The sequence below is a fragment of the Bradyrhizobium vignae genome, from assembly GCF_004114425.1.
In the GTDB taxonomy this organism is placed as follows: domain Bacteria; phylum Pseudomonadota; class Alphaproteobacteria; order Rhizobiales; family Xanthobacteraceae; genus Bradyrhizobium; species Bradyrhizobium vignae.
This window is the reverse complement of sequence record NZ_RDQF01000089.1, coordinates 1-20,047: the sequence shown is the minus strand read 5'-3', so window position 1 is coordinate 20,047 and position 20,047 is coordinate 1. Positions and strand designations below refer to the sequence as shown.

The window sequence follows — 20,047 nt, the reverse complement described above, 5'->3', positions numbered from 1 at the left end:
CGCCCTGATGACAATGATTGCCTACGCCTTCCTGCAACATCGTCGCCTCGCACACGCGGGGCGGAAAAAAAAGAATCTACGGGCCTCCGCCTCAGCCAACCATGCCAGCCGTACGTCACGCCATCGTTGATCTCATCCTTCGGCCGCCGTCTCAGCATTGCCCATATTGCCGAAGGCAAATCCGTGAAAAACAGCGGCGAAAACACAATCTGCCAAAGTAGTGCTAGCGATCCAGGCGAAATTCGATAGTAAAATGACGCTCGGGGCGAGACTATGTGCCGGCGGTGTACCGCTGCCGCTCAACATTCAACCAACCGTGCCCTTGGGATAGGATAGCCAAGGGAGCAACGTATGCTTGCGCTATTATTGAACATCGTGGTGCTTCTGATCGGAGTAGGCGGCGCAATTGTGTCGTCGCTGACTCTGTCAAATACCGTCTGGCGTACGCGTGCAGTGATCATGTTTGCTGTGATGGGGCTGATCGGCCTCATCCTAACAATCGTCGGATACGAAAAAACGCCGGATGTCTCTAATATTGCCAATCTGGTATTTGATTTAGCGATAGCGTTCCGGATCTTTGCGCAAAATAACCCATGGACTTGGCCAATATTACTCTTGGTCTGGGGCATCATATTTTTGATCAGCAGATTCTCCACTCGCAAGAAGGTTGACGTGACACCGCGTGTGCGCGCCTGGCTCGATGTGTTAGCCGCCATAGAACAATTTGCGAACCCTGAGCTAGTATCTCAGTGGAAAAGACTCCGCGACGACGTCGATAAACTCCCCGAATGGAAGAGGAAAATAGATACCAACACCAGAACGCTTGATTCAATATCTAAAGCGCTTGACCAAGATGATATGTCACCTGCGCGCGCCCGCGCTCTTTACAGCATGCAAAAGAGTATTGCCGATGAACGCCGTTACGCTATCGATCGCTTAGACAATGCTGGCGAGGAAGCGCGGCAAAAGGAAAATGAGGTATTGGCGGACATCGTTACGCAATTGAAACGGGGCGCACTTGTCGGAAGGGGCTTTCGGCAAAGACTGGATGAAGTTGCCGACTATACAGAGATAATTCCCTTTGATCATTGGCAATTGCTTGATTTTCAACTTTGCGATCCAAAAAAACAGATCGTCGAGGGTGGAGGCAAAAGGTATCTTGGTCTCCAAATTGGCTGGAATGAGAATCCGCCGCCGCCTGATCAAATCGTGGTAGATCGGTCACGCCCACCGTATATGGATCCACCGGTGCCCCGACCTTAGGTCAGCGCAAATAGTCCCTTCGCGATCGCTCCATAGCCTTCGCATGGTCATCACTCGGGAACATATGCCCGTACGTGTCCATGGTCATCTGCAGCGTAGCATGGCCACCGAATGCCTGCACACTCTTTGGTTGCCAATCCGGCGGAGCTACTGTTGAAGTTGCTTCAACTCGGTCTGGGGAGTAAAGCCGAGTCGCTCCCGGCCTCACCTCGAGCTTCTCCCGGCCATGACGCGGCGGCCTTTAGTGGATGGCCGGCGCGCCTCAGCCCGCCTTCGTGCCGGTGATGAGGGCGAGCGCCTCCACCAGGCGGTCGAGATCCGCCTCCTCGGTATAGATCGCAGGCGTCCGACACCCCGGAGCACGGTGAACACGTTGTAGCTGTCCCTGAGCTGCGCCAGCGGTGTCGTTGTCGGGCTTGTTCGTCTTGCCTGAATGCGAAAGGACGTAATGGCGCCGTAGAGGTCTGCTTCGTCAGGCGCGAGGATCTCGACGTCATTGAACGACCGTTTCGCGGGCGCTCCGATCTCTTGGTGGAGCGCGAGCGCCGCAGGCACCGTCAGCACGGTGACAAAATTGACCGTGCCGGTATGCACCGCAAGCGGATATCGGTCTCCGGGAAGTCCTCGTCGCCCATGCCGCGGTCGATGTCGGGGAGGCGCTCTCTTCAGATGTAGAGGAAGGCCCCCCTATCGGCGCGCCGATCCATTTGTGCCGGTTGAAGCCGACAAAATCGGCCTCAAGTTCGATCACCCGGACGATCTCTTGCGTCTCGCCACAGAATGACAACGCCGCGTTGAGTTGTCCTCAGCGATCTTCCGAGGCCTGAAGAGATCCATCCCCATCCCCTGAGATGGGACAGGGAAGCTACTGTATGGTTCCCACCATGGAACTGGCAAAATTAGAGTGGGACCGTCTGTCTGCGCGTTTTGCGCAGAGAGAACGCTCATTCCCCCCGTGAAGCGGGTTCGGTCGGGATGGCATCGACGACCTTCCGCTGATGCGCCGCATCGACGGCTTCCGTCCAAGAGTGTTCGCCTCGATCGGCTTCGCCCAAAAACCCATCAATGTTGGGACGGGCACGTGCTCCAAAATTGGCGGTATGGGCACTCCTCGTAACCCGTAAGCCGTGCGGATCCGTCAGCCCTTAATCGCGCCCCTTACCAAGCGGGGTCGTCTGCCCTCGGCGCGCCGACGCGGTCGCTGTCGAGCGATCAGCACCACGAAGGCGATGATCGCGATGCCGTCAACTACGAGAGTGTAGGTCTCCAACAGTCGCTCCTCGTATTGGCGCCCTGCTCCGCAGGCTAATCGATTCCACCAGCTCCGATCGGTTCGCTTGCCGACACTAGCAGGCTCAACGTCGATCCGACCGTGAGCGCGGCCGCGCCCATGCGTTGGCCGTGCTTGGCCCTGCCACCCCAAGCCCAACGAACCAGCGGAAGAGAAGATCGAACTCTTCCGTTCCATCAGATGCCGTTCCGAGCGACCCCCATAAAATGCCTGGAGGAGCATCGCCCGAAGCAACTTCTCCGGCGCGATCGAGGGGCGACGGAAGTCCGTATAGAGCTTGCCGAAGTCCCCAGAAAGGTCGCCCAGCGCCGCATTCGCCAAGTCTCGGATCATCCGTAGCGGCTGGTCGACGCGAAGTCGAACCTCCAGGTCCACATAAACGGAAAAGCGAGCCGAACCGTTCGTCACTCCCCCGCATCGTCCCCCCAGCAGCTAAATCCTGGTCCTAGAGAATCACGATGCGAAACGCTTCGCTACCGACTTCTTCAACAGCCTGCTAGGGCCGGTGGCGACCGCCGCCGCGCACCGATCGCTGGGGGCTCACACCTAGGAAATTTTTGTTCGTGTCTTAGTTGACATCTGCAGTGTCATGTCCTCACAGTAGCGCACAACTTAAAGTCATTACTCGTTTTTGTTGATGCGAAGGCAGAGGGTTTGCCGCTCGGCCTCGGGCCTACCAGCACAACCGATCATCTCCGCACAGGACAGGCAGTATCATTCCATTTGGGGGAATGCGCTATGCGCTTAAAGAAATCGTCGAAATCGGGCAAGCTTCAGGTGGCAGCCTTTGCGGGGACGCGCGCGATTCTTATCGCTTTGAACATGTCGGACAGTGATCGTAAGGGTCTCCTGGGGTTCGCGTTCAAACGCTGGGTGGGGAACAAGCCTGGCGAGTGGCTGACGGGAATGAAGACATTCCCGAGTCTGGCGCCAACGCAACCGACCGGTCATGCCATTCATTTCCCCACTAACGAGAGCCCCGTGCAGAGCTTTCTATGGTCGGACTATGAGGCGCAACCGGCGACAAAATACAGGTTCGAAGTCACCGCGATGTACGGCCGGCCGGGCGCGCTCGAAGCGCGCGAGACGGTTGCCTTCGATATCCAGACCGAGGCAACCGATGATGGGCAGCATGGGATCTGGTTCAATCGTGGCGCGATCGCCAGCCAGGCATTCGCGGATCAATTCGGCAACAAGTCTCTCACCGACGCCGACTATAACGATCCAGCTAACAAGGAGGTGTCATGGCTGTCGCGGGGGCTACTTGAGGCCTGCCTTGATTATATTGGGAACACGCCGGCGGGCGATGGCTTGCGCGTATGCGCCTATGAGTTCACTTACCAGCGCATCCATGAGGAGTTGATCAAGGCCATCAAGCGCGGCGTTGACGTTCAGATCATCTATCACGCAACCAGCGCAAACAAGAAGGCGATCAAGACTTCGGGGCTTCCTGCAAAGAAAGGCAGCAAACAGATCCTGTTCGAACGGACTCGGCCCAAGACGCCGCACAACAAGTTCATCGTGCATCTGGAGAAGAACAAGACGCCTGTTGCAGTCTGGACTGGCTCAACGAATTTCACTCCGTCGGGTTTCCTCGGGCAGACCAACGTCGGACATTTGGTTACGGACAAGGACGTCGCTGCAACCTACCTGAAACTCTGGAACGGCTTGTCCGAGAACCCCGAGTCAAAGGAACAGCATGCGAACGCCTTTGCGCTCTCGCCGAATCCCAGGAACGTCATCGACAAGGGGACGACGCTCGCCTTTTCGCCGCGTCCCAGTGACCGCATGTTGAACTGGTACGGGGCCCGCGCGGGCGATGCCGCCACCAGCGCGATGTTTACCGGAGCCTTCAACGTCGATCCGAATATCCTGGGACCGATGGCAAAGCACGGCCCCGCCATGCGCTTCATCCTGCTCGAACGTCCGCCGACCCACGAAATCATACAAGCGCAGGCGAACAATCCGGCAGATCTGCTGTTTTCATACGGAGCAATCCTCGGCAAGACGCAGTTCCGGCAGGCCGAAGGACATGACGAGGACGGCAAGAAGACGAAGAAATGGGTGCCCATCCCCCATTTCAAGATCGAAGAGTGGTTCTTGGGAGAGGAGTTGGAGCGCAAGAATTCGCAAGGCTTCGTCTTCTTCATTCACACCAAGTTTTTGCTAGTCGACCCCTTGTCGGATGATCCACTCGTCTTCACGGGCTCTGCAAATTTTTCCGGCGAATCCCTTAAGTCCAACGATGAGAACATGCTGCTGATCCGCGGGAATACGCGAGTGGCGGACATCTACCTCACGGAGTTCGACCGCATCTTCCGGCACTTCTACTCACGCGACGCCGCAAATGACATCGCAAAGCATGGCGGCCAGACGAAATTCGGCCTGCTTGATGACAGCGATCGATGGACGAACGACTATTTCGATCCATCGAAGGCAAAAAGCCATCGGCGCGAAATGTTCTTCGCCAATCCCCAAAAGACCTGGCAGGCCGAGGCCGCCAAGGACCCGGACGTCTTCGCCGGCGAGGGCGTGCGCGGTTCCAAGGGGACGAAGGATGGCGGAGTGCCTGTTGCGCGGGCAGCCGCGAGGAAGAAAGCCGCCGTGAAGAAAAGGGCCAAGAAAAAAACCGCTCCGAAAAAGAAGAAAGCAAAGGCCAAAGCAAAGACCCCCAGGAAGCGAACGGCTCGAAACAGCTGATATCTGAGGACCATGATATGCGGATGATTGCGATTTTGTTCATCGCGCTGGTCTCGCTCACAGACCGGGCCTGCGCGTGGGGCGATGAAGGACATCAGATTGTTTGCGAGATAGCCTATCGGCTGGCGACGGTCGACACTCGGGCGGCAATCCGCAAGCTGGTTCGCAACGACCAGGAATATGACACATTCAGCGAGTCGTGCGTCTACCCGGATCATCCGCGCAAGCGCGCCTCGGAGCATTTCGTAAACCTGCCGCGCACGGCGCACGAGTTACCGCCGGAAGGTTGCCCAGGGGCGATCCCGTGCGCCTTGAGCGCAATCGAAAATGACTCGGCCGTTGTCGGGGCCAGGGGGAAGCCGGCAGACCGCCTGATCGCTCTGAAATTTCTCGGACATTGGGTCGGAGACATCCACCAGCCGTTGCACGTCTCGTTCGCAGACGACAGGGGCGGAAACGATATCAGTGTAAGTGGTCAATGTTCCGGCGTGTTACACGCAACCTGGGACACATGTTTGGTCATAAAGGCCGTGGGCACGGACGTATCGACGGCTGCGTCCGATCTTATCGATACGCTGTCGCCGGCCATGAAGGAGGAATGGGTTCAGTCCGATCCGCGCGACTGGGCCAACGAGTCTTTTGCGATCACGGAAGACATCAAGACGCACTATTGCGTTCTGCAATCGGGGGCATGCACGAAGCCGCACAGCACTCACGTCGAGATCGATGACGCCTACATCGCCGCCAATACGGTGGTGGTGCGCGAGCGCCTTCTTAAAGCTGGAGTACGGCTGGCGCATCTTCTGGACAAGCTCTTTGCCGATTAGCAGGGACAGACGGGATGCTTGCCCGACGTATCCGAGGGTTTAGCCATCTCGCAGAACTACGAAGAACCTACGAGCGCCGAAATGCTTGCAGATGGCATCTCTACTCGTGCTTGGACGATGAAACGAGCACATGACGCGGGAGAATTCCGATGTAGGCGGCTTTGCGTGACCTGGCTACCTGATTGCTGTTGCTGAAGTATGCAGGCCTATGCCTGGCCGCCGGCTCCTCCATTTGGGGCACAGTCAACGAACTCACGGACCAGGCGCCTGATGGCAAGCGCCGGCCGACGAGGGCTGGACTGATAGCCATCGGCTTTACGATTCTCGGCCTGAGAGTTATGCGGATTTTGGGTGACGAGGTGATCAGGCGGCGTGGTTTTGCCGGCACTTGGATGACCTCGATGGCGTCGTTTGAATCTGACACCTATTTGTGCCTTTGAGTCGTCGCCCAAGTTTTGGATGCGGCCATGACCAGCTTGAACACCCATCAGCCTGGCAGCGGTCGGCGATAACGAGCCGTCCTGTGCCGCACGGTGCGAACACGCTCTCGATGAGATTGGTCGTGCGCAAGTGATCCCAATGACCGGCGGGAAAATCGTAGAAGGCCAGCAGCGCATCGCGATCCTTGACCAGGCACTCGACCGCCCGTACTTGGCGCGGTATTTCTCCGCAAAGACGTCGATCGCCACTTCGGCGGACGCCCGGTTTGCGCTCAATAGACCTCGCGCAACTCCGTCTTCATGGTGGCCTGCACCGAGAGCGGGACCTTGTCGAGGATGTTGACGGTCTTGTGCACCCAGAATCGCTGGTGCCGCGAACTGGGAAAGACTTCGTCGAGCCCCTTTCCAGAAGCCGAGCGCGCCGCCGCCGACGGCAATTTCCGGGGCGATCTGCAATCCGCGCCACTTGACGTCGATCAGGAGCTCGCGCCACCTCTGTGCGCTCTCGTGCACGCCGACGTGAAAGCCGATCAGCTCCTTCTTGCCTTCCGGTGTCGCTCCCATCAGCACCAGCATACATTCGCCGTGGTTCAGCTAAGCCGGAGATCCTCAGCTGACATCTTGCCCGAACGCCCGGTCTTGAGCTGATAACTTACCCGGGCCCCCTCTTCAAGGGTGGTGTAACCGGCCTTTTCGACGGCACTGATGTGCACGAACACATCGGCACCTCCGTCCTCAGGCCTGATGAACCCATAACCTTTGGTCGAATTGAACCACTTCACAATACCCATTGCCACGGCGGCGTCTCCATAGTGAACTGTTGTGATCTAGCGAATAGTCTCCCGGCCATCAAGATGGGCGGCAAGAGACGCCCAGCGTCGCTGCGCTCGTCACGTGCTCATTTTTTGTCGCGTGGCTCTAGCTGCCGCGGCATTGTGCAAACGATGGAAAGCGCCCTCACGTCGACGACACTTCGCTTCAGGCTTCAGGCCGGACGACGTTTTTGACCTTCGTTTCATTCGTCGCGCGCTATCGGCTTACAGAAGAATTGCGGAGCCTCGAACATGCCGCGCTCATCCAGAGCCGGCACGATGGTTTGATCGACGTTGAAAAACAGGGCGGCCGTGAACTCTTTCGCGCAGCCTGGAGCAGGATTATCAATCCGCGCATCCCTGCATTGAAGTTGTGATATGCTTCCTCACTTTCTCAAGCACGAAGATATCGCAGGGCTGCGCTTTAGCTGTTCGCCTTGGATGTCAGCCGCACGCCGGGCCATGCCGGACGAACAGGAGTCTGCCGAGATAATCCTCAAGGAAGCGCATCGGCAACTTACCGCCCGCTCGTCATGTTGTGTTGGGGAAGCCAGGAAACCCGCCTGCCACCGGTGGAGGCTGTTCAAACCGGTAATTTGCGCATCTGACGAGCTTCGTCGCGCCGACCGGCGGCTCGTGAGCTCCCTCACTTTGGGATCGATGCATTCAGCGGAGCAACGTGAAGACGTTGAGATAACAAATCGTCTCGATTTTATCCGCTTCATCAGCTCGTCGAGCGAACTTTACTCAGAACAAAGCCGCCTAGATGCATAGGTGTATTCAAGGGCCAGTTGACGCGCATATTTCATGAGATTGGCCGCGGCGCTGTGTCCCCCGTCGTAATAGAAGTAATGCTGGCCAATCGCGGCGACCTTCGCGGCAGCCATGCGGCCGTGCGCTGGATGCACGCGAGACTGTTGTTCGGCTGTGCCGAACGCCTATCATCACGATCGTAGTCGCGCCCCTTGAGGAGCTTCCTTCCATAATCAAGGGCCAAACTGCACGAATGATCCACTATCCGCAGATTCTCTGCGAACACCGTCATCATGAGCAGCATTCCAGCTTTGGACATCGCGTATCGAAATGACATTCACGATTCCGCCCGATGTGGACCGTTCAGTGACGACCAATTACCAGTCCGGAGTGCGACGTGAGAATTCGAGCGGTTCGCGTACAAAATTTCAGAGGCTTTGAAGACGAGACAGTTTCATTCGGCTCATGCATCTGTTTGGTTGGTCCCAACGGCGCAGGGAAATCGACGATCCTGTCTGCGCTGAACGTATTCTTTCAAGAGGCGAGCAGTGCGACGGACGTAGCAACGCTCACGGCAGAAGATTTCCACGGCGGGAACACGGATATTCCCGTTCAGATCACTGTCACATTCGATCAGCTCAGCGAGTCAGCTAAAGGGGCGCTAACGCACTACGTGCGCCATGGCGAGTTGGTGATCACCTCAGTTGCGGTTTTCGATACTCAAACAGCTAAGGCTCCTGTCATTCAGTGGGGAGAACGGCTTGTTTTCAAGCAATTCGCGCCGTTTTTTGAGGACGATAAGAACAAAGCGACAGTCGAGCCTCTTCGCGCCCGCTTCTTCGAGATAACGAAAGGATTGGTTGATTTTCCCGATATCGGGAAAAAGCCCACCAAGGCCGCCATGATCGATGCTCTTCGATCTTACGAGGAGGCCCGCCCAGAAATTTGTGAAATTCAGCGCAGTAGCGATCATTTCTACGGGGTCGGCAAGGTCAAGGGAAAGCTTGAGCCCTTCGTTCAGTGGATTTATCTACCGGCCGTCAAGGACGCGTCTGCAGAAGCCGAAGAAGCCGGAAACACCGCGTTGGGCAAACTGCTTCAACGAACGGTGCGTCAGAAGGTCAACTTTGACGATGCATTGGAGGCGCTGCGCACGCGCGCCCGCGTCGAGTACGACGCCCTACTGGAGGCGCAGCAGGGCACGCTTCAGGAAATCTCAGACAGCTTGGCCAAACGGCTTGCCGTCTTCGCGCATCCAGGTGCGAGTCTCACGGTTGAGTGGCTGCAGGGCAGTGAGAAGTCTGTTTCGATCGGAGAGCCCAGGGCAACCATCAAAGCTAAGGAAGGCCTATTCAAAGGAAGCATCCTGCGCTTCGGTCACGGCTTGCAACGGTCGTTCCTCTTAGCAATTCTGCAAGAGCTCGCTTCCGTCGAAAGCGCATCAACAGCGGAAGACGGCAACGAAAAACCAACCCTTATTCTGGGGTGCGAGGAACCCGAGCTCTACCAGCACCCGCCGCAAGCAAAGCACCTATCGACCGTGCTGAGAGAGCTGACCTCTCTTGGCAGTCAGGTTATGCTTACGACTCACAGCCCCTATTTTGTATCGGGCGAGGAGTTCGAGGAGATCCGGCTTGTTCGTCGGGAGGGGAAATCGGGCAAGTCCAACATAAAATCTACTGACTTCGACAGGTTTGCTCTGCGCATGGCTAAAGCGACGGGTAGGACGCCGGATAAGAACCCGGTTGCACGGGCCAAACTGCTTGCTGCGCTCAGGCCCGAGCCGTCTGAATTGTATTTTAGCCAACGCTTGGTGCTTGTCGAAGGCATTGCCGACCGCGCCTATCTCTCAGCGGCCCTTCATCTGGATGGCCAGTGGAACGCAATGCGAAGGGCCGGGCTGCATATTCTGCCGACCGAAGGAAAGTCGAACATCCTTCAGTTGCTGACGATCGCTCAGGAGCTGGAGATTCCCTCTTTTGTAATATTCGATGCGGATGGCGATGAAACGCATCCCGACCGTCGACGCCGCCAGGAGGTCGACAATAAGGCGTTGCTGACAGCTCTCCAGCTAGGGTGTGGCGCCTTCCCGCCGGAGATCGTGTGGGATGACTGCTGTGCGATTTGGCCTAACAACATCGAAGATTCGGTTAGGCTGTGTTTTGACGCTGCGGATTGGGAGAGGATCAACAATGAGGCTCGGCGTGCCATCGATCCGTCTGCCGGAGGTCTTGGGAAAAATCCGGCATTGATCGGAGAGCTGCTTGCCGTGGCGTGGGCCGAGGGTAAAAGACCTGACGTTTTGATGGAGCTCATGAAGCGGCTTAAGGCATTTGGCCACAAGCACGAATCCGCAGCATGATGAGAACACCGGTCCGATCGTCGACATTGGTTTCCGTCGGCTACGATGAAGCCCAACAACTGCTGGAAAGCGAACTTCGAAATAATCCCGTCTATCAATACTTTAGGGATTCCAAAGTTGGTCTACAAGCAGCTGATGGCCGCCTCGTCGAATGAGACACTTGGACCGGCGTATCCCAAACCAGCTCAAGACATGAGAATCTCGTAATCCGAATGTGCTTGGACCGCCATCTCACCGGCCGCTGAACGTCGGACTGCGCTCGGCCCTACAGAGCTCAAGGTAAGTTCTTCGGAAGTGACGGAGAGGGCAGCCTCTGTTGCGCGTTTTGATCGTTAGCCCGCTCGGGCCGGGCATTCTCGCGAAATTTCGCATTTTGCCAGAACTGGTAGGAGACGGTCGCTCGCATTCGGCGTACTCATTGCGAGCTCGGTGCGCGGCACGCCCTAGCGCGATAGCTTGGGTGGACCCTGGCGAAAACGATGTCACTCCATCCTAGCAACTCGCCTGACGTTCAGAGACTGTTCGTGATGCGAGTTGGCATGCTGCCGCTACGGCCCTCGTCACATGAGCCTCAGCCGTTTTCCACGAGGGGACATGAAGACTTCGCGCGGCTCCGCCACACGGATCGTTCTTGTTGGCAGGAATCGGGCCGGTTACTGGGTCGCCCTTGAACAAGGGGGCTTCTTTGGCGGCCTGTTTGTCAACCGCGCCCAAGCCCTGAAATATGCGCTGTCCGAGAATGGGGGCCATCCAGAGAGCATCATCGAGGTCACACGGGAGATCGACCTAGAGATTCGCGCCAGCCTATGAGCGCAACGCCAGATTTGGCAAAACACATACCGTTGAAAGTGTGAGCCGGACATTCGCCTAAAAGGACTTCTTCCCAATGCAGGTTGCCAAGCCCGCCGCTCGCGTGTCGCGGCCATGGAAAACTGGCCCTCGCCGTCATGAGGAATTGCACCCTCCTTGAATAGCCGAGGAGAGAGCGAACCGACTCACGGAAGGCTCCTCGTGGATTGATCCACGTGGTCAGGTGATGAAGACGCCGGACGACGTGGCGGAGATGTTGCGCCGGGCTTGCGGGTGGGGTGTGAAGCGGATTGCGCGGCGGCAGGGCCGCAACCATTACACGGTGAAGGACTACCGCAGCGGGCGCGGTGAAGCCGTTCAAGTCGCCTGAGCGGCCGAAGCGTCTAGACGCCTTGAGGGTTGGCTGCGCGAGAGGCTCATTCGGCATCGCGGCAATGCCGATGTGGTGCGCCAGGACCTGTTGGCGGAGAAAAGCGCGACCGTCAGCCGGATGCCGCAACGCGCCGTGCAGCCTATCGCCAGGCGCTGAAGGCGAGCTCTGGCGACGATGCGGTTTGAGCCGCCGCCAGGCCGGCAGCTACAGATCGACTTCGGGGCGCGTGGTCGATATCGGAGGGGCGAAAGTCAAGGCATTCGTGTTCATGGCAACGTGTGGACACTCGCGACGGCTGCATGTGCGTGCGTTCCGAGCCGAGAAGCAAGAGCACTGGTTCGCGGGGCTCGAAAGCACTTCACGGCCTTTGGCCGGCGTGCCCGAGGAAGTGCTGATGAACAATCCAAGCGCGCTCGTGGTGCGCCATGACACGGCGAGCCCAGCGCTTCAGCGGGGCATTCCTTCGCGGGCTGGGAGGCATTGGAGGCGCACCGCCGAGTGGGAGCGCGAGCTCGGCCGAGAGGCGATCCTGGCCGATTACACGGTGCAGTTCACCACGGCGACGACACTGGTCGCCGGCCTCGCCAAGGCGCATGGCGAGCGGCGCCTGGGAGAAACTGCTCGCGCTGGCGAAGCCAAAGCTGCTGATCATGGACGAACTGGGCTACCTGCCGCTGGAGCCCGACGCGACCGCACCTCATTCCAGCTGTAAACCGGGCCATGCTGATCACGTCGAACCGAAGCCTTGCCGAATGGGTCACCGTGTTCGCCGATCCAGTGGTCGCCACCGCGATCCTCGTGACCGGCTACTGCACCATAGCTCACGTGCTCACCATTCGCGACGATAGCTACCTGCTCCGCGCCAAGCGAAAGAGCGGCGTCATCAAGCCGGCCGCCGCTGGAGGCCCTCCGGTCGGCTCCGCCTCCCCTCGTGCCGTCGGCGGTGGAGCTAACCTGCAAGCGACATCATGAACCGAGGGTGGGGGTCGTTCTTCATGACGCAAAGGGGGCAGCGCCGGCTTGCGGTTGACACTCGCGTTCATGCCGTACGCCAATACGGGGGTGAGACCCTAAGCAGAGCAATCCGTCTTAACTGCCGACTCGCATCCATAGCGAAATGCACCGGTTTTTCTTCCTGTGTCACCTATCAATTCTAGCAATTGATCGAGTTGTTAGAAACATGTCACTTGGCGAGCAATGAACACAGACCGATCGGCGGAGTCTGCATGCAAGATCACGCACACTCTCTCCTCGGCAGTGGACAAGAAGTTAATTCTTCCCGTGCTGATACGCTGCGCCTGATGGAAGCACATGATGGCCTCTCGGCTGCGATCGCCCAGCGCGCAGGCTTCAAGGGTCTTTGGGCGTTCGGTCTATCGATCGCCTGCACTCTTTTGCCCCAAAAACGCAATCACTCTCCCCGCTGGCGCCGGCTCTCGCCTTCGACCCTGATGGACCTCCGACCGAAGCCCTTGGTCGAAGTCAAGGGTACCCCGATTCTGTACAACGCCCTCCGTAATTCGGAAGCCGTCGGCGTCGAAGAGGTGACGCTCGTGGTCGGTTATCGCAAGCACGCCATTCAATACGCGTGCGGACATCGCTTTGGCACGCTTGTGATCAACTATGTGGATTTATCGGCTTTCGATAGTACCGGGAGTGCGTATTCGCTATGGCTCGCGCGTGACACGCCGCTTTCCGGGCTTTCTCCTCGAGGGCGATGTGTTCTTCGTAGAGGACGCGCTGCGACATCTGCTGCACAGCAGGGTCTTCGACGTGGCAGCGATCGTTCCCTTCGCCGAATTGATGGAAGGCTCGGCAGTCCTGCTGACGGATAGCGAGTATGAGGCAAACCGGAGCAAACCTGGCACCGAATGGACCACGGCTTTTCAATACGATGAACCTACTGCGGCTTTCAGCGCGCCCCATCAAGGCGAGCGCTGGACCAGATCATAGGGTCCGGAGTGACCCAGGCCTACACTGAGGAGCTTCTCTCGTACCTTGTTGAACTGCGCGGCCTGCAGCTCGCCATTACGCGGTGCGCGCCATGTCAGATGGTACGAAATCGACACCACTGAAGATCTGCAAGTCGCAGAGCGACGTTTCAGTGGAGCGCAGGGTCGAGGCATGCCTCGAAAAAGGTGAAAATTCGATGCTCAAATATCTCTGGGATCCGGCGAACGTTATAACTACTGGAGGCCTTCTCTTTTCGTCCCTCAGTCTGTTTCTTGCCCTGTCCAATCGCCTTGAACTGTCGATAGCGACAGCACTTTGGGCTGTCCTGTCCGACCACCTCGACGGAATAGTGGCAGCTCACACGAAACATCGCCACCCAGATGTTGCCAAGATGGGAAAGAGCCTCGACGGGTTTGCTGACATCATGTACGGAGCCGTCTTGCCCGCGGCAATCCTAATCCAACTCAGCGGAGCCTCGGTTTTTGCCCTCCTCGCCGGGACCACTCTGCTCGCAGCGGGAGCAATTAGGCTCAGCTACTTCGCCAACTTCGGCCGCTTACGCGATGGCCGTTTTCTAGGACTCCCACTATCATACGACATTCCTGTGATGGCGATCATTTTCCTTGCTCGACCGTTGGTTTCCGATGAGTTTTTCGTACACTTCACGCTCAGCACTTTCGTCCTCCTCGCAGGCCTACACGTTGCGCCGATTCGCGTCCCAGCGCCGAATATGACCATGTACGTGGCGATCTCATTATTCGCCGTCACCGCTTCATCGGCTCTGGGATTACGAGGTCTAAGCTAACAAGCGTGGCGCAGGTCGTCTCGGTACGGAGCTCTAGATCTTCGCAAGTTCATCCCAGAGTTAGCTGGCAGAGATGTAGACGCCGATTTGGGGCGTTCAAGCAGCGAAAGGAGAGCTGGATGTTAGCAAGCAGCATCTTTGATGGAGCAGCGTTCTACTACGCTCGCTATCAACCTGAGTACCCGCACGAACTCTTCAGATCGCTTAGCGACCATCTTTCTCTAACACCTGAAAGTCGGGTCCTTGATCTTGGATGTGGTACCGGACAGATCGGACTCGGACTTGCTCCCAGCGTGAAACACGTGGACTGCGTCGATCCAAATCGCGCCATGCTCGGCGAGGCCGACCGACTTTCATCCGAACGCGGCCTCCTCAACATTTCGATGATTGAAAGCACCGCCGAGGAGATGGATTCGGGCTTGACCGGCTACCAAGGGGCGACGATCGCGAGTGCCTTTCACTGGATGGACCGCTCGCTCGTTCTGGAGACGCTTGATCGTCGCCTGCTATCGTCCGGCAAGGTAGCGATCATCACAAGGGTTCGCGACGAAACCGCACCGAGTGATTGGTGGAACAGGATTTGGCAATTCGTCCACACCTGGTGGGGAGGCTATTTTCCGGCCGGACGTGGCGATAAGCGACGTGAATTGCGTCTGGACCACGAAGCTGTTCTGCGCCAATCGACGTTTTCTAACATCACAGGGAGCCACATCCCTTACATGGTATCGTGGACTTCCGAGAAACTCGTCCAATATATGTATTCCACATCAAAGGCCTGTCCAGGTGTACTAACCCAGAGAAGAGATGAATTCGACGAACAATTGCGCTCTCTACTCCACCAACTGTCGCCGGCTGATACGTTTATTGAAAGATGCCATTTAGATATCTTATACGCCGGCCGCCACTAAGGGCGGAATGCAGCGGAAATCGTTCTTCACGCAATCGGATCCTGCAGAGCTTAGATTGTGCTGAGTTTCAATCCCCCGAGGTGCACCCTTGATCTCCGATCTTGCTCTTTCGCCGCGATGATACCCGATTTTGAGCGGCAGAACGACTTCTATGCAGCAGCTCCTATTGGCGAGAAAATTCCCCATGCTTTTACTGATGAGGTTGGTCACTGCCTGCGGCTCTGGCCGGGGTCATCGAACGCTCAGTTAAGTCCGATAGCTCTGGTCAGTCTTACAGCCCTGCTGCTGGTCACAGAAACTGCAGCTGACCAGCAACGCGGCATTTGGGGCCGAAGCGGAACCGTCGATATCACAATCAACCGAATAGTGAGAAGTCGCATCCCCGACCTCGCTTCTATCATTTGCCGGCGGAGAACCGGCCAACAGCCACAGCTGTGATGTAATGCGGTATCGGTCGCCCGAGGAGAATTGAAATGTCTGGTGGTGAAACGACGGCACCGATTGATATGACGCGGACATGGGCTCCTCAAGTGCCAGCTTTCCGCGAACATGTCGAAAGAAGCCTCATTGCGGCGGCGCGCGCACCGGACCTTGCTAGCATAATACAACGCCATCGCTTCCACGGGAGTCCACGCGACAAACAGGCTGGTGCCGATTGGCTGAGCAACCGGCTCGGCGCGCCCCCTAATCCTACGCGCTTACTGATGACAGGTGGCACTCAGAACACGCTAATGGTCCTGTTCTCGCGACTAGCTCAGCAAGGAGCTGCGATTGCTGCGGAAAAGCTGACATATGCAGCGATTGGCCAACTCGCAATGCTGGGGCGGATTAGCGTTCTGCCTGTTGACATAGACGAAGACGGCATGCGTGACGATTCTCTTGAATCATTGTGCAAAGCTCACAATCTTGCGGCCGTTTATATTAATCCGACAGGTCACAATCCGACGACTTCAATGATGTCGCTTGAACGCAGACAGAAGGTCGTTCGAGTTGCCCGCAAGTACGCTCTTCCCATTATCGAAGATGACGTACATGGCCTTATAGCCAACAACGCGCCCCCTCCACTCGCTTCGATCGCTCCTGATCTCACTTGGTACCTGATGAGCGTCTCAAAATGCTTGGGCATCGGATTGAGGACTGCGTACCTTATTGCGCCATCGGACGACGGCCTTGCCGATCTTCTTCGACCAATACCGAGCGTCTCGAGTTGGTTTGTACCAGGGTTATCTGCGGCCATTATCACTCACCTGATTGAAAGTGGCGCCGCGAGTCATATTGTCGGACAGATATCCAAGGAAATCGCAGCCCGGCAAGACATTGCGCAGGAGATGCTTGGGCATCTAGGGATGCTGCGCACGAACAAATCGTCCTTGCACGTCTGGATCGACTTGCCATCTCCCTGGACAGCAGAGCCATTCATCCAAGCGGCTCGCACGAAGGGCGTAATCCTGAGACATCCGCGAGTGTTTGCGACACCTGGCACCAACGTCGAGCACAACATCAGAGCATCGCTGATCGCTCCGTCAACCCACGAGGACCTCCGACGTGGACTGAGTGTTCTAGCGACCTTACTCCTCAGTCGGACTTAAACTCGCGGATCATGGCAACTCACGATCGGTAAGCATAGATGTTGGCGCCAGAATTTGCGTATCTCAACGGCCGAATTATCCCATGGGATGACGCCAAGGTGCATGTATTCTCGCCCGTGGCGAAATATGGCATTGGTGTTTTCGAAGGAATACGTGGCTATTGGAACGAGAACGTCCAACAATTGTACCTCTTTCGCGTTACAGAGCACCTCGAGCGATATGCCTTCTCGCAAAAGGCAATGAGGTTCGATCAGCCGATGTCCAGTGATAAGCTGCTCGAGGCACTCATTCACCTATGCCGTGCAAATGCATTTCGCACGACGGTGCATATTCGAATGATGGCTTTCGTTGACGGGCTTGGCGAGCTAGTGGCAAAAGGACCCGTAGGGACTGCGATTACGGCCTTGCCCCGCGAGGCCACTCGACAATCCGTCGACGGCGCTTCTGCTCAGATCAGTTCTTGGATGCGCATGCCGGACAACGTCATGCCCGCCCGCATCAAATGCAATGCAAACTATCACAACGCACGATTGGCAATGATGCAGGCCCAACTCGATGGATACGACATCGCGTTTCTCCTCAATTCGAGGGGAAAACTGGCGGAGGCGCCAGCGATGTGCGTATTTATGGTTCGCGATGGTCAGTTGGTCACGCCAAGCGCTACCAACGACATACTGGAATCGATCACACGCCAGACAGTTATTCAATTAGCACGTGAATATCTCGGGTTAGATACTATCGAGCGCGATGTCGATCGGACGGAACTTTTCCTCGCCCAGGAGGTGTTCTACTGCGGCACCGGTGCCGAAATCACTCCGGTGACGTCGATCGACCGCATGGTAGTAGGGAATGGTCAACCTGGAGCGATCACACGGCAGCTAATCGAGATGTACCGAGCGATCGCCACCGGAACGAACACCGCGTACGAGTCATGGCGGACTCCCGTCTTTTGAAGACATTGATGCAAACGGGGCGACCTCACCTTAGCCGCTAGCCGCAGTGAATGACGTCACCACGGTCGAATTGTTGCGGTTCTCCAACCCATAACTGTGGCAATGGCGATCCTAATTCCTTAACGCGCCGCGGACGCTGCGGTCGCGAACGTCGGTAAGGACGCGCCACCAATCGCGAGGGGGCGCTATTGGCACCACAGCGCGAACCGGAATGGGTGCGCACCGGCTCTCTCGCTCTTCACCTACTGGTATTTATAGTCTGCATCTTGAGCGATGCTTGATAGGATAGACGGCGCGATTGATCGCAGATTTGATGAATTCGTCCCCATTGGGGCACCCTTTGGGTCTTCGTCGCCCTCAACGCGCAGGAGCCATCCCGCAATCAGTCGGATTCGATTCTACTCCCCGCCCGGCTTCCATCCGGGCGATAAACCCCGCCCTCCTTTGTTGAGTTCTCCGCCCGAGGATCGCTATGAATGAACGGGTGACATGGCAGCTCTATAACGGCGCCGCTCTGGACTACGACGAGTACAGGCCAAGGTATCCTCACGCAGTCTTTGATATCCTCACGGACTATCATTCGGCACTTGCGCCACTGCGGTCAGCCGTAGACGTCGGCGCGGGGACGGGGATTTTCAGCAGACAGCTAATGGCGTCAGTTCCGAGCATTGAGCGCCTAACCTGTATTGAGCCAAACTGCGATATGGCCGCCGTCGCCAAGGAGCGATCCGCGACGTTCCGTGGTCTCGACGTCCTCGCCGGGTTCGCTGAGATGCTCCCGCTCCCAAATCATTCATGTGAACTTGTGACCGCAGCAACGGCGGCTAACTGGTTCGATCGGCCTCTATTCTACCAAGAGGCCGCACGGGTGCTGAAGCCTTCCGGAACACTGCTGCTCATACAGAACAAGCATCGGCACGAGGAAAGCGCATTTCTCGATGATTTCGCCAGCCTTCAAGAGCGCTACATCCCTGGATTTCGCAGAGACCACTACTCCGATTTCTGGGGCGGCTACGGGAAAGCTGATTTCGAAGCGGAACTCAGTTCGAGGCACGATCTGGTGGCTGTGAAGCGCTACAAGCTCGAATGGCGCCAGAGGACGAGCGCAGAGCAGTTTCGCGGCTACTGTCAATCAGGACATATAAAGACGGCGATCGCTAGGTCTGGTGCCGCAACGATCGCCAAGGAGCTCGACGCCCTTCTAGACCGGCACCAGGACGCGTCAGGTTATGTAACCGTTGACTGGCTGACCGATCTCGTTTTGAGCAGAGCCCCACCTCGGCGGCAATAGCCGCGGAAGCGCTAACTTCCTTTATCCGAATTGCCAAAAGTGCCCGGGTGATCGAGGTTTGGCTCACATCCAGGCTCGATGCCCGTCGCGCCGAACTCTTATGTGAGCCGCAGCAGCTGCGTGCGATAGGAGCAGATGCTCGTCGACCGATCTTAAGGAAAGTGTGTCTGGCTCGCGCTACCGGCGCTGGAATGGGCCTTGGCTGTCTGCGACACCGCCTAGGTCGCACGTATAGAAGGAGGCGCCTCACGATTGTGTTCGTCGCCTCCGTCAGGACCAGTTGACAGCCGATCAAGCCGGCTATGAGCTTCCGCTATGAGTTTCCGCTATGAGCTTCCGTGGCATTGATCTCTTCCTCGCGGGATCGCGAACATACGGATAGCGGCTGCTCCGCATGGCCCGGATGATGACCGGCCAAGTCAACGCAACCGAGAGCCGTCGTTCGCGTAGAAAACGGAAGGGCACGTTATTGGCTCGAGGCTGAGGTGGACCCGACACCGGACCAGCCCCTACTTATCGATTGCTCGAGAGCCGTTTCTATTGTCGCCCCAAGCGGCTGGCAACTGAGCAGAAGCACGAATATACGCTTGATCAAAAATGTGGATCATTTCGGCCAGGTTATAGCGCACCACGCTCCAACTGCATTGTCGAATATCCCGAAGGTCATGACCGCCCGGGCACAGCTTCCACTCCGCGTGTCCTCCACTTGACCACGCTCAGATTGGCTCTGGAGGATACCTTGGACGGTCCGGCTACCTGCAGAGTGATCTCGCTCCGCAGTCGCACGGGTACCGTGAGCGTCACGATAGTATCACCGGTGCCCGGGCTTGACTTGCGCGGAATGCTTTGGATAGCGCGGTCGGGATGATTGACGCCGCCGGCGCGCGGTGATGGGGTGACCCTGGTTCGGAGCGGGT

Annotated in this window: 18 protein-coding genes and 3 pseudogenes; 18 read left to right on the top strand and 3 right to left on the bottom strand. The window is 57.3% G+C overall.

Going from position 1 to position 20,047, the window contains the following annotated elements:
* Nucleotides 1–249, top strand: a 249-nt coding sequence (locus EAV90_RS40265) for a hypothetical protein (RefSeq protein ID WP_208738577.1), incomplete at its 5' end; no start/stop codon positions are given.
* A gap of 102 nt (nt 250–351) precedes the next feature.
* Complete coding sequence (locus EAV90_RS37095) at nt 352–1,263, top strand: hypothetical protein (RefSeq protein ID WP_129146246.1); 912 nt, start codon at nt 352–354, stop codon at nt 1,261–1,263.
* A 1,406-nt stretch (nt 1,264–2,669) separates the two neighbouring features.
* Here the strand turns inward: EAV90_RS37095 and EAV90_RS37085 are convergent.
* Nucleotides 2,670–2,972 (bottom strand): annotated as a pseudogene (locus EAV90_RS37085) (transposase); the annotation flags it as partial.
* A gap of 320 nt (nt 2,973–3,292) precedes the next feature.
* On the opposite strand from EAV90_RS37085, the gene EAV90_RS37080 reads away from it, so the two are divergent.
* Both EAV90_RS37080 and EAV90_RS37075 read left to right on the top strand, forming a co-directional pair.
* Nucleotides 3,293–5,254, top strand: a complete 1,962-nt coding sequence (locus EAV90_RS37080; protein WP_129146245.1) for a phospholipase D-like domain-containing protein — start codon at nt 3,293–3,295, stop codon at nt 5,252–5,254.
* Nucleotides 5,255–5,271: 17 nt separating this feature from the next.
* On the top strand, nt 5,272–6,081 hold the full coding sequence (locus EAV90_RS37075) for a S1/P1 nuclease (protein ID WP_129146244.1): 810 nt from the start codon (nt 5,272–5,274) through the stop codon (nt 6,079–6,081).
* A gap of 423 nt (nt 6,082–6,504) precedes the next feature.
* Here EAV90_RS37075 and EAV90_RS37065 read toward each other — a convergent pair.
* Both EAV90_RS37065 and EAV90_RS37060 read right to left on the bottom strand, forming a co-directional pair.
* A pseudogene (locus EAV90_RS37065) lies at nt 6,505–7,103 on the bottom strand (IS256 family transposase); the annotation flags it as partial.
* A gap of 8 nt (nt 7,104–7,111) precedes the next feature.
* Complete coding sequence (locus EAV90_RS37060) at nt 7,112–7,318, bottom strand: cold-shock protein (RefSeq protein WP_208738576.1); 207 nt, start codon at nt 7,316–7,318, stop codon at nt 7,112–7,114.
* Between the two features lie 206 nt (nt 7,319–7,524).
* Between EAV90_RS37060 and EAV90_RS37055 the strand changes: the two genes are divergently transcribed.
* The 14 genes and pseudogenes from EAV90_RS37055 (at nt 7,525) to EAV90_RS36995 (ending at nt 19,130) form a co-directional block, all read left to right on the top strand.
* Nucleotides 7,525–7,710: a hypothetical protein gene (locus tag EAV90_RS37055; RefSeq protein ID WP_129146242.1), complete on the top strand. Its 186-nt coding sequence runs from the start codon at nt 7,525–7,527 to the stop codon at nt 7,708–7,710.
* Between the two features lie 773 nt (nt 7,711–8,483).
* Entirely contained in the window at nt 8,484–10,448 is a 1,965-nt protein-coding gene (locus EAV90_RS37045) for an ATP-dependent endonuclease (RefSeq protein ID WP_164937269.1), read from the top strand.
* A complete protein-coding gene (locus EAV90_RS41910) occupies nt 10,445–10,603 on the top strand; it encodes a KTSC domain-containing protein (protein ID WP_208738575.1) in 159 nt (52 codons plus the stop codon). The genes EAV90_RS37045 and EAV90_RS41910 overlap by 4 nt, the downstream gene beginning before the upstream one ends.
* A 439-nt stretch (nt 10,604–11,042) precedes the next feature.
* Nucleotides 11,043–11,258 (top strand): hypothetical protein, encoded by a 216-nt coding sequence (locus EAV90_RS37035; protein WP_129146240.1) that lies wholly within the window; start codon nt 11,043–11,045, stop codon nt 11,256–11,258.
* A gap of 226 nt (nt 11,259–11,484) precedes the next feature.
* Nucleotides 11,485–11,628: a hypothetical protein gene (locus EAV90_RS39935; RefSeq protein ID WP_164937268.1), complete on the top strand. Its 144-nt coding sequence runs from the start codon at nt 11,485–11,487 to the stop codon at nt 11,626–11,628.
* Between the two features lie 397 nt (nt 11,629–12,025).
* On the top strand, nt 12,026–12,343 hold the full coding sequence (locus EAV90_RS41350) for a hypothetical protein (RefSeq protein ID WP_283810526.1): 318 nt from the start codon (nt 12,026–12,028) through the stop codon (nt 12,341–12,343).
* 8 nt (nt 12,344–12,351) lie between these two features.
* On the top strand, nt 12,352–12,603 hold the full coding sequence (locus EAV90_RS41345) for an ATP-binding protein (protein ID WP_283810525.1): 252 nt from the start codon (nt 12,352–12,354) through the stop codon (nt 12,601–12,603).
* Nucleotides 12,604–12,932: 329 nt separating this feature from the next.
* Nucleotides 12,933–13,025, top strand: a pseudogene (locus EAV90_RS41005) (phosphoenolpyruvate phosphomutase); the annotation flags it as partial.
* Nucleotides 13,026–13,287: 262 nt separating this feature from the next.
* The gene (locus EAV90_RS41555) at nt 13,288–13,584 is read left to right on the top strand and encodes a hypothetical protein (protein WP_347338830.1); all 297 of its coding nucleotides are present in this window, start codon (nt 13,288–13,290) and stop codon (nt 13,582–13,584) included.
* A 91-nt stretch (nt 13,585–13,675) separates the two neighbouring features.
* The gene (locus EAV90_RS37015) at nt 13,676–14,389 is read left to right on the top strand and encodes a CDP-alcohol phosphatidyltransferase family protein (RefSeq protein ID WP_245509713.1); all 714 of its coding nucleotides are present in this window, start codon (nt 13,676–13,678) and stop codon (nt 14,387–14,389) included.
* 119 nt (nt 14,390–14,508) lie between these two features.
* A complete protein-coding gene (locus EAV90_RS37010; protein ID WP_129146238.1) occupies nt 14,509–15,297 on the top strand; it encodes a class I SAM-dependent methyltransferase in 789 nt (262 codons plus the stop codon).
* A 473-nt stretch (nt 15,298–15,770) separates the two neighbouring features.
* Nucleotides 15,771–16,886 carry an aminotransferase-like domain-containing protein gene (locus tag EAV90_RS37005; RefSeq protein WP_129146237.1) on the top strand — a complete coding sequence of 372 codons (1,116 nt, stop codon included), beginning with the start codon at nt 15,771–15,773 and terminating at the stop codon, nt 16,884–16,886.
* A 38-nt stretch (nt 16,887–16,924) separates the two neighbouring features.
* Nucleotides 16,925–17,839, top strand: coding sequence for a branched-chain amino acid transaminase (locus tag EAV90_RS37000; protein WP_129146236.1), 915 nt, complete (start codon nt 16,925–16,927; stop codon nt 17,837–17,839).
* A 472-nt stretch (nt 17,840–18,311) separates the two neighbouring features.
* Entirely contained in the window at nt 18,312–19,130 is an 819-nt protein-coding gene (locus EAV90_RS36995) for a class I SAM-dependent methyltransferase (protein ID WP_129146235.1), read from the top strand.
* The last annotated feature ends 917 nt before the right edge of the window (nt 19,131–20,047 follow it).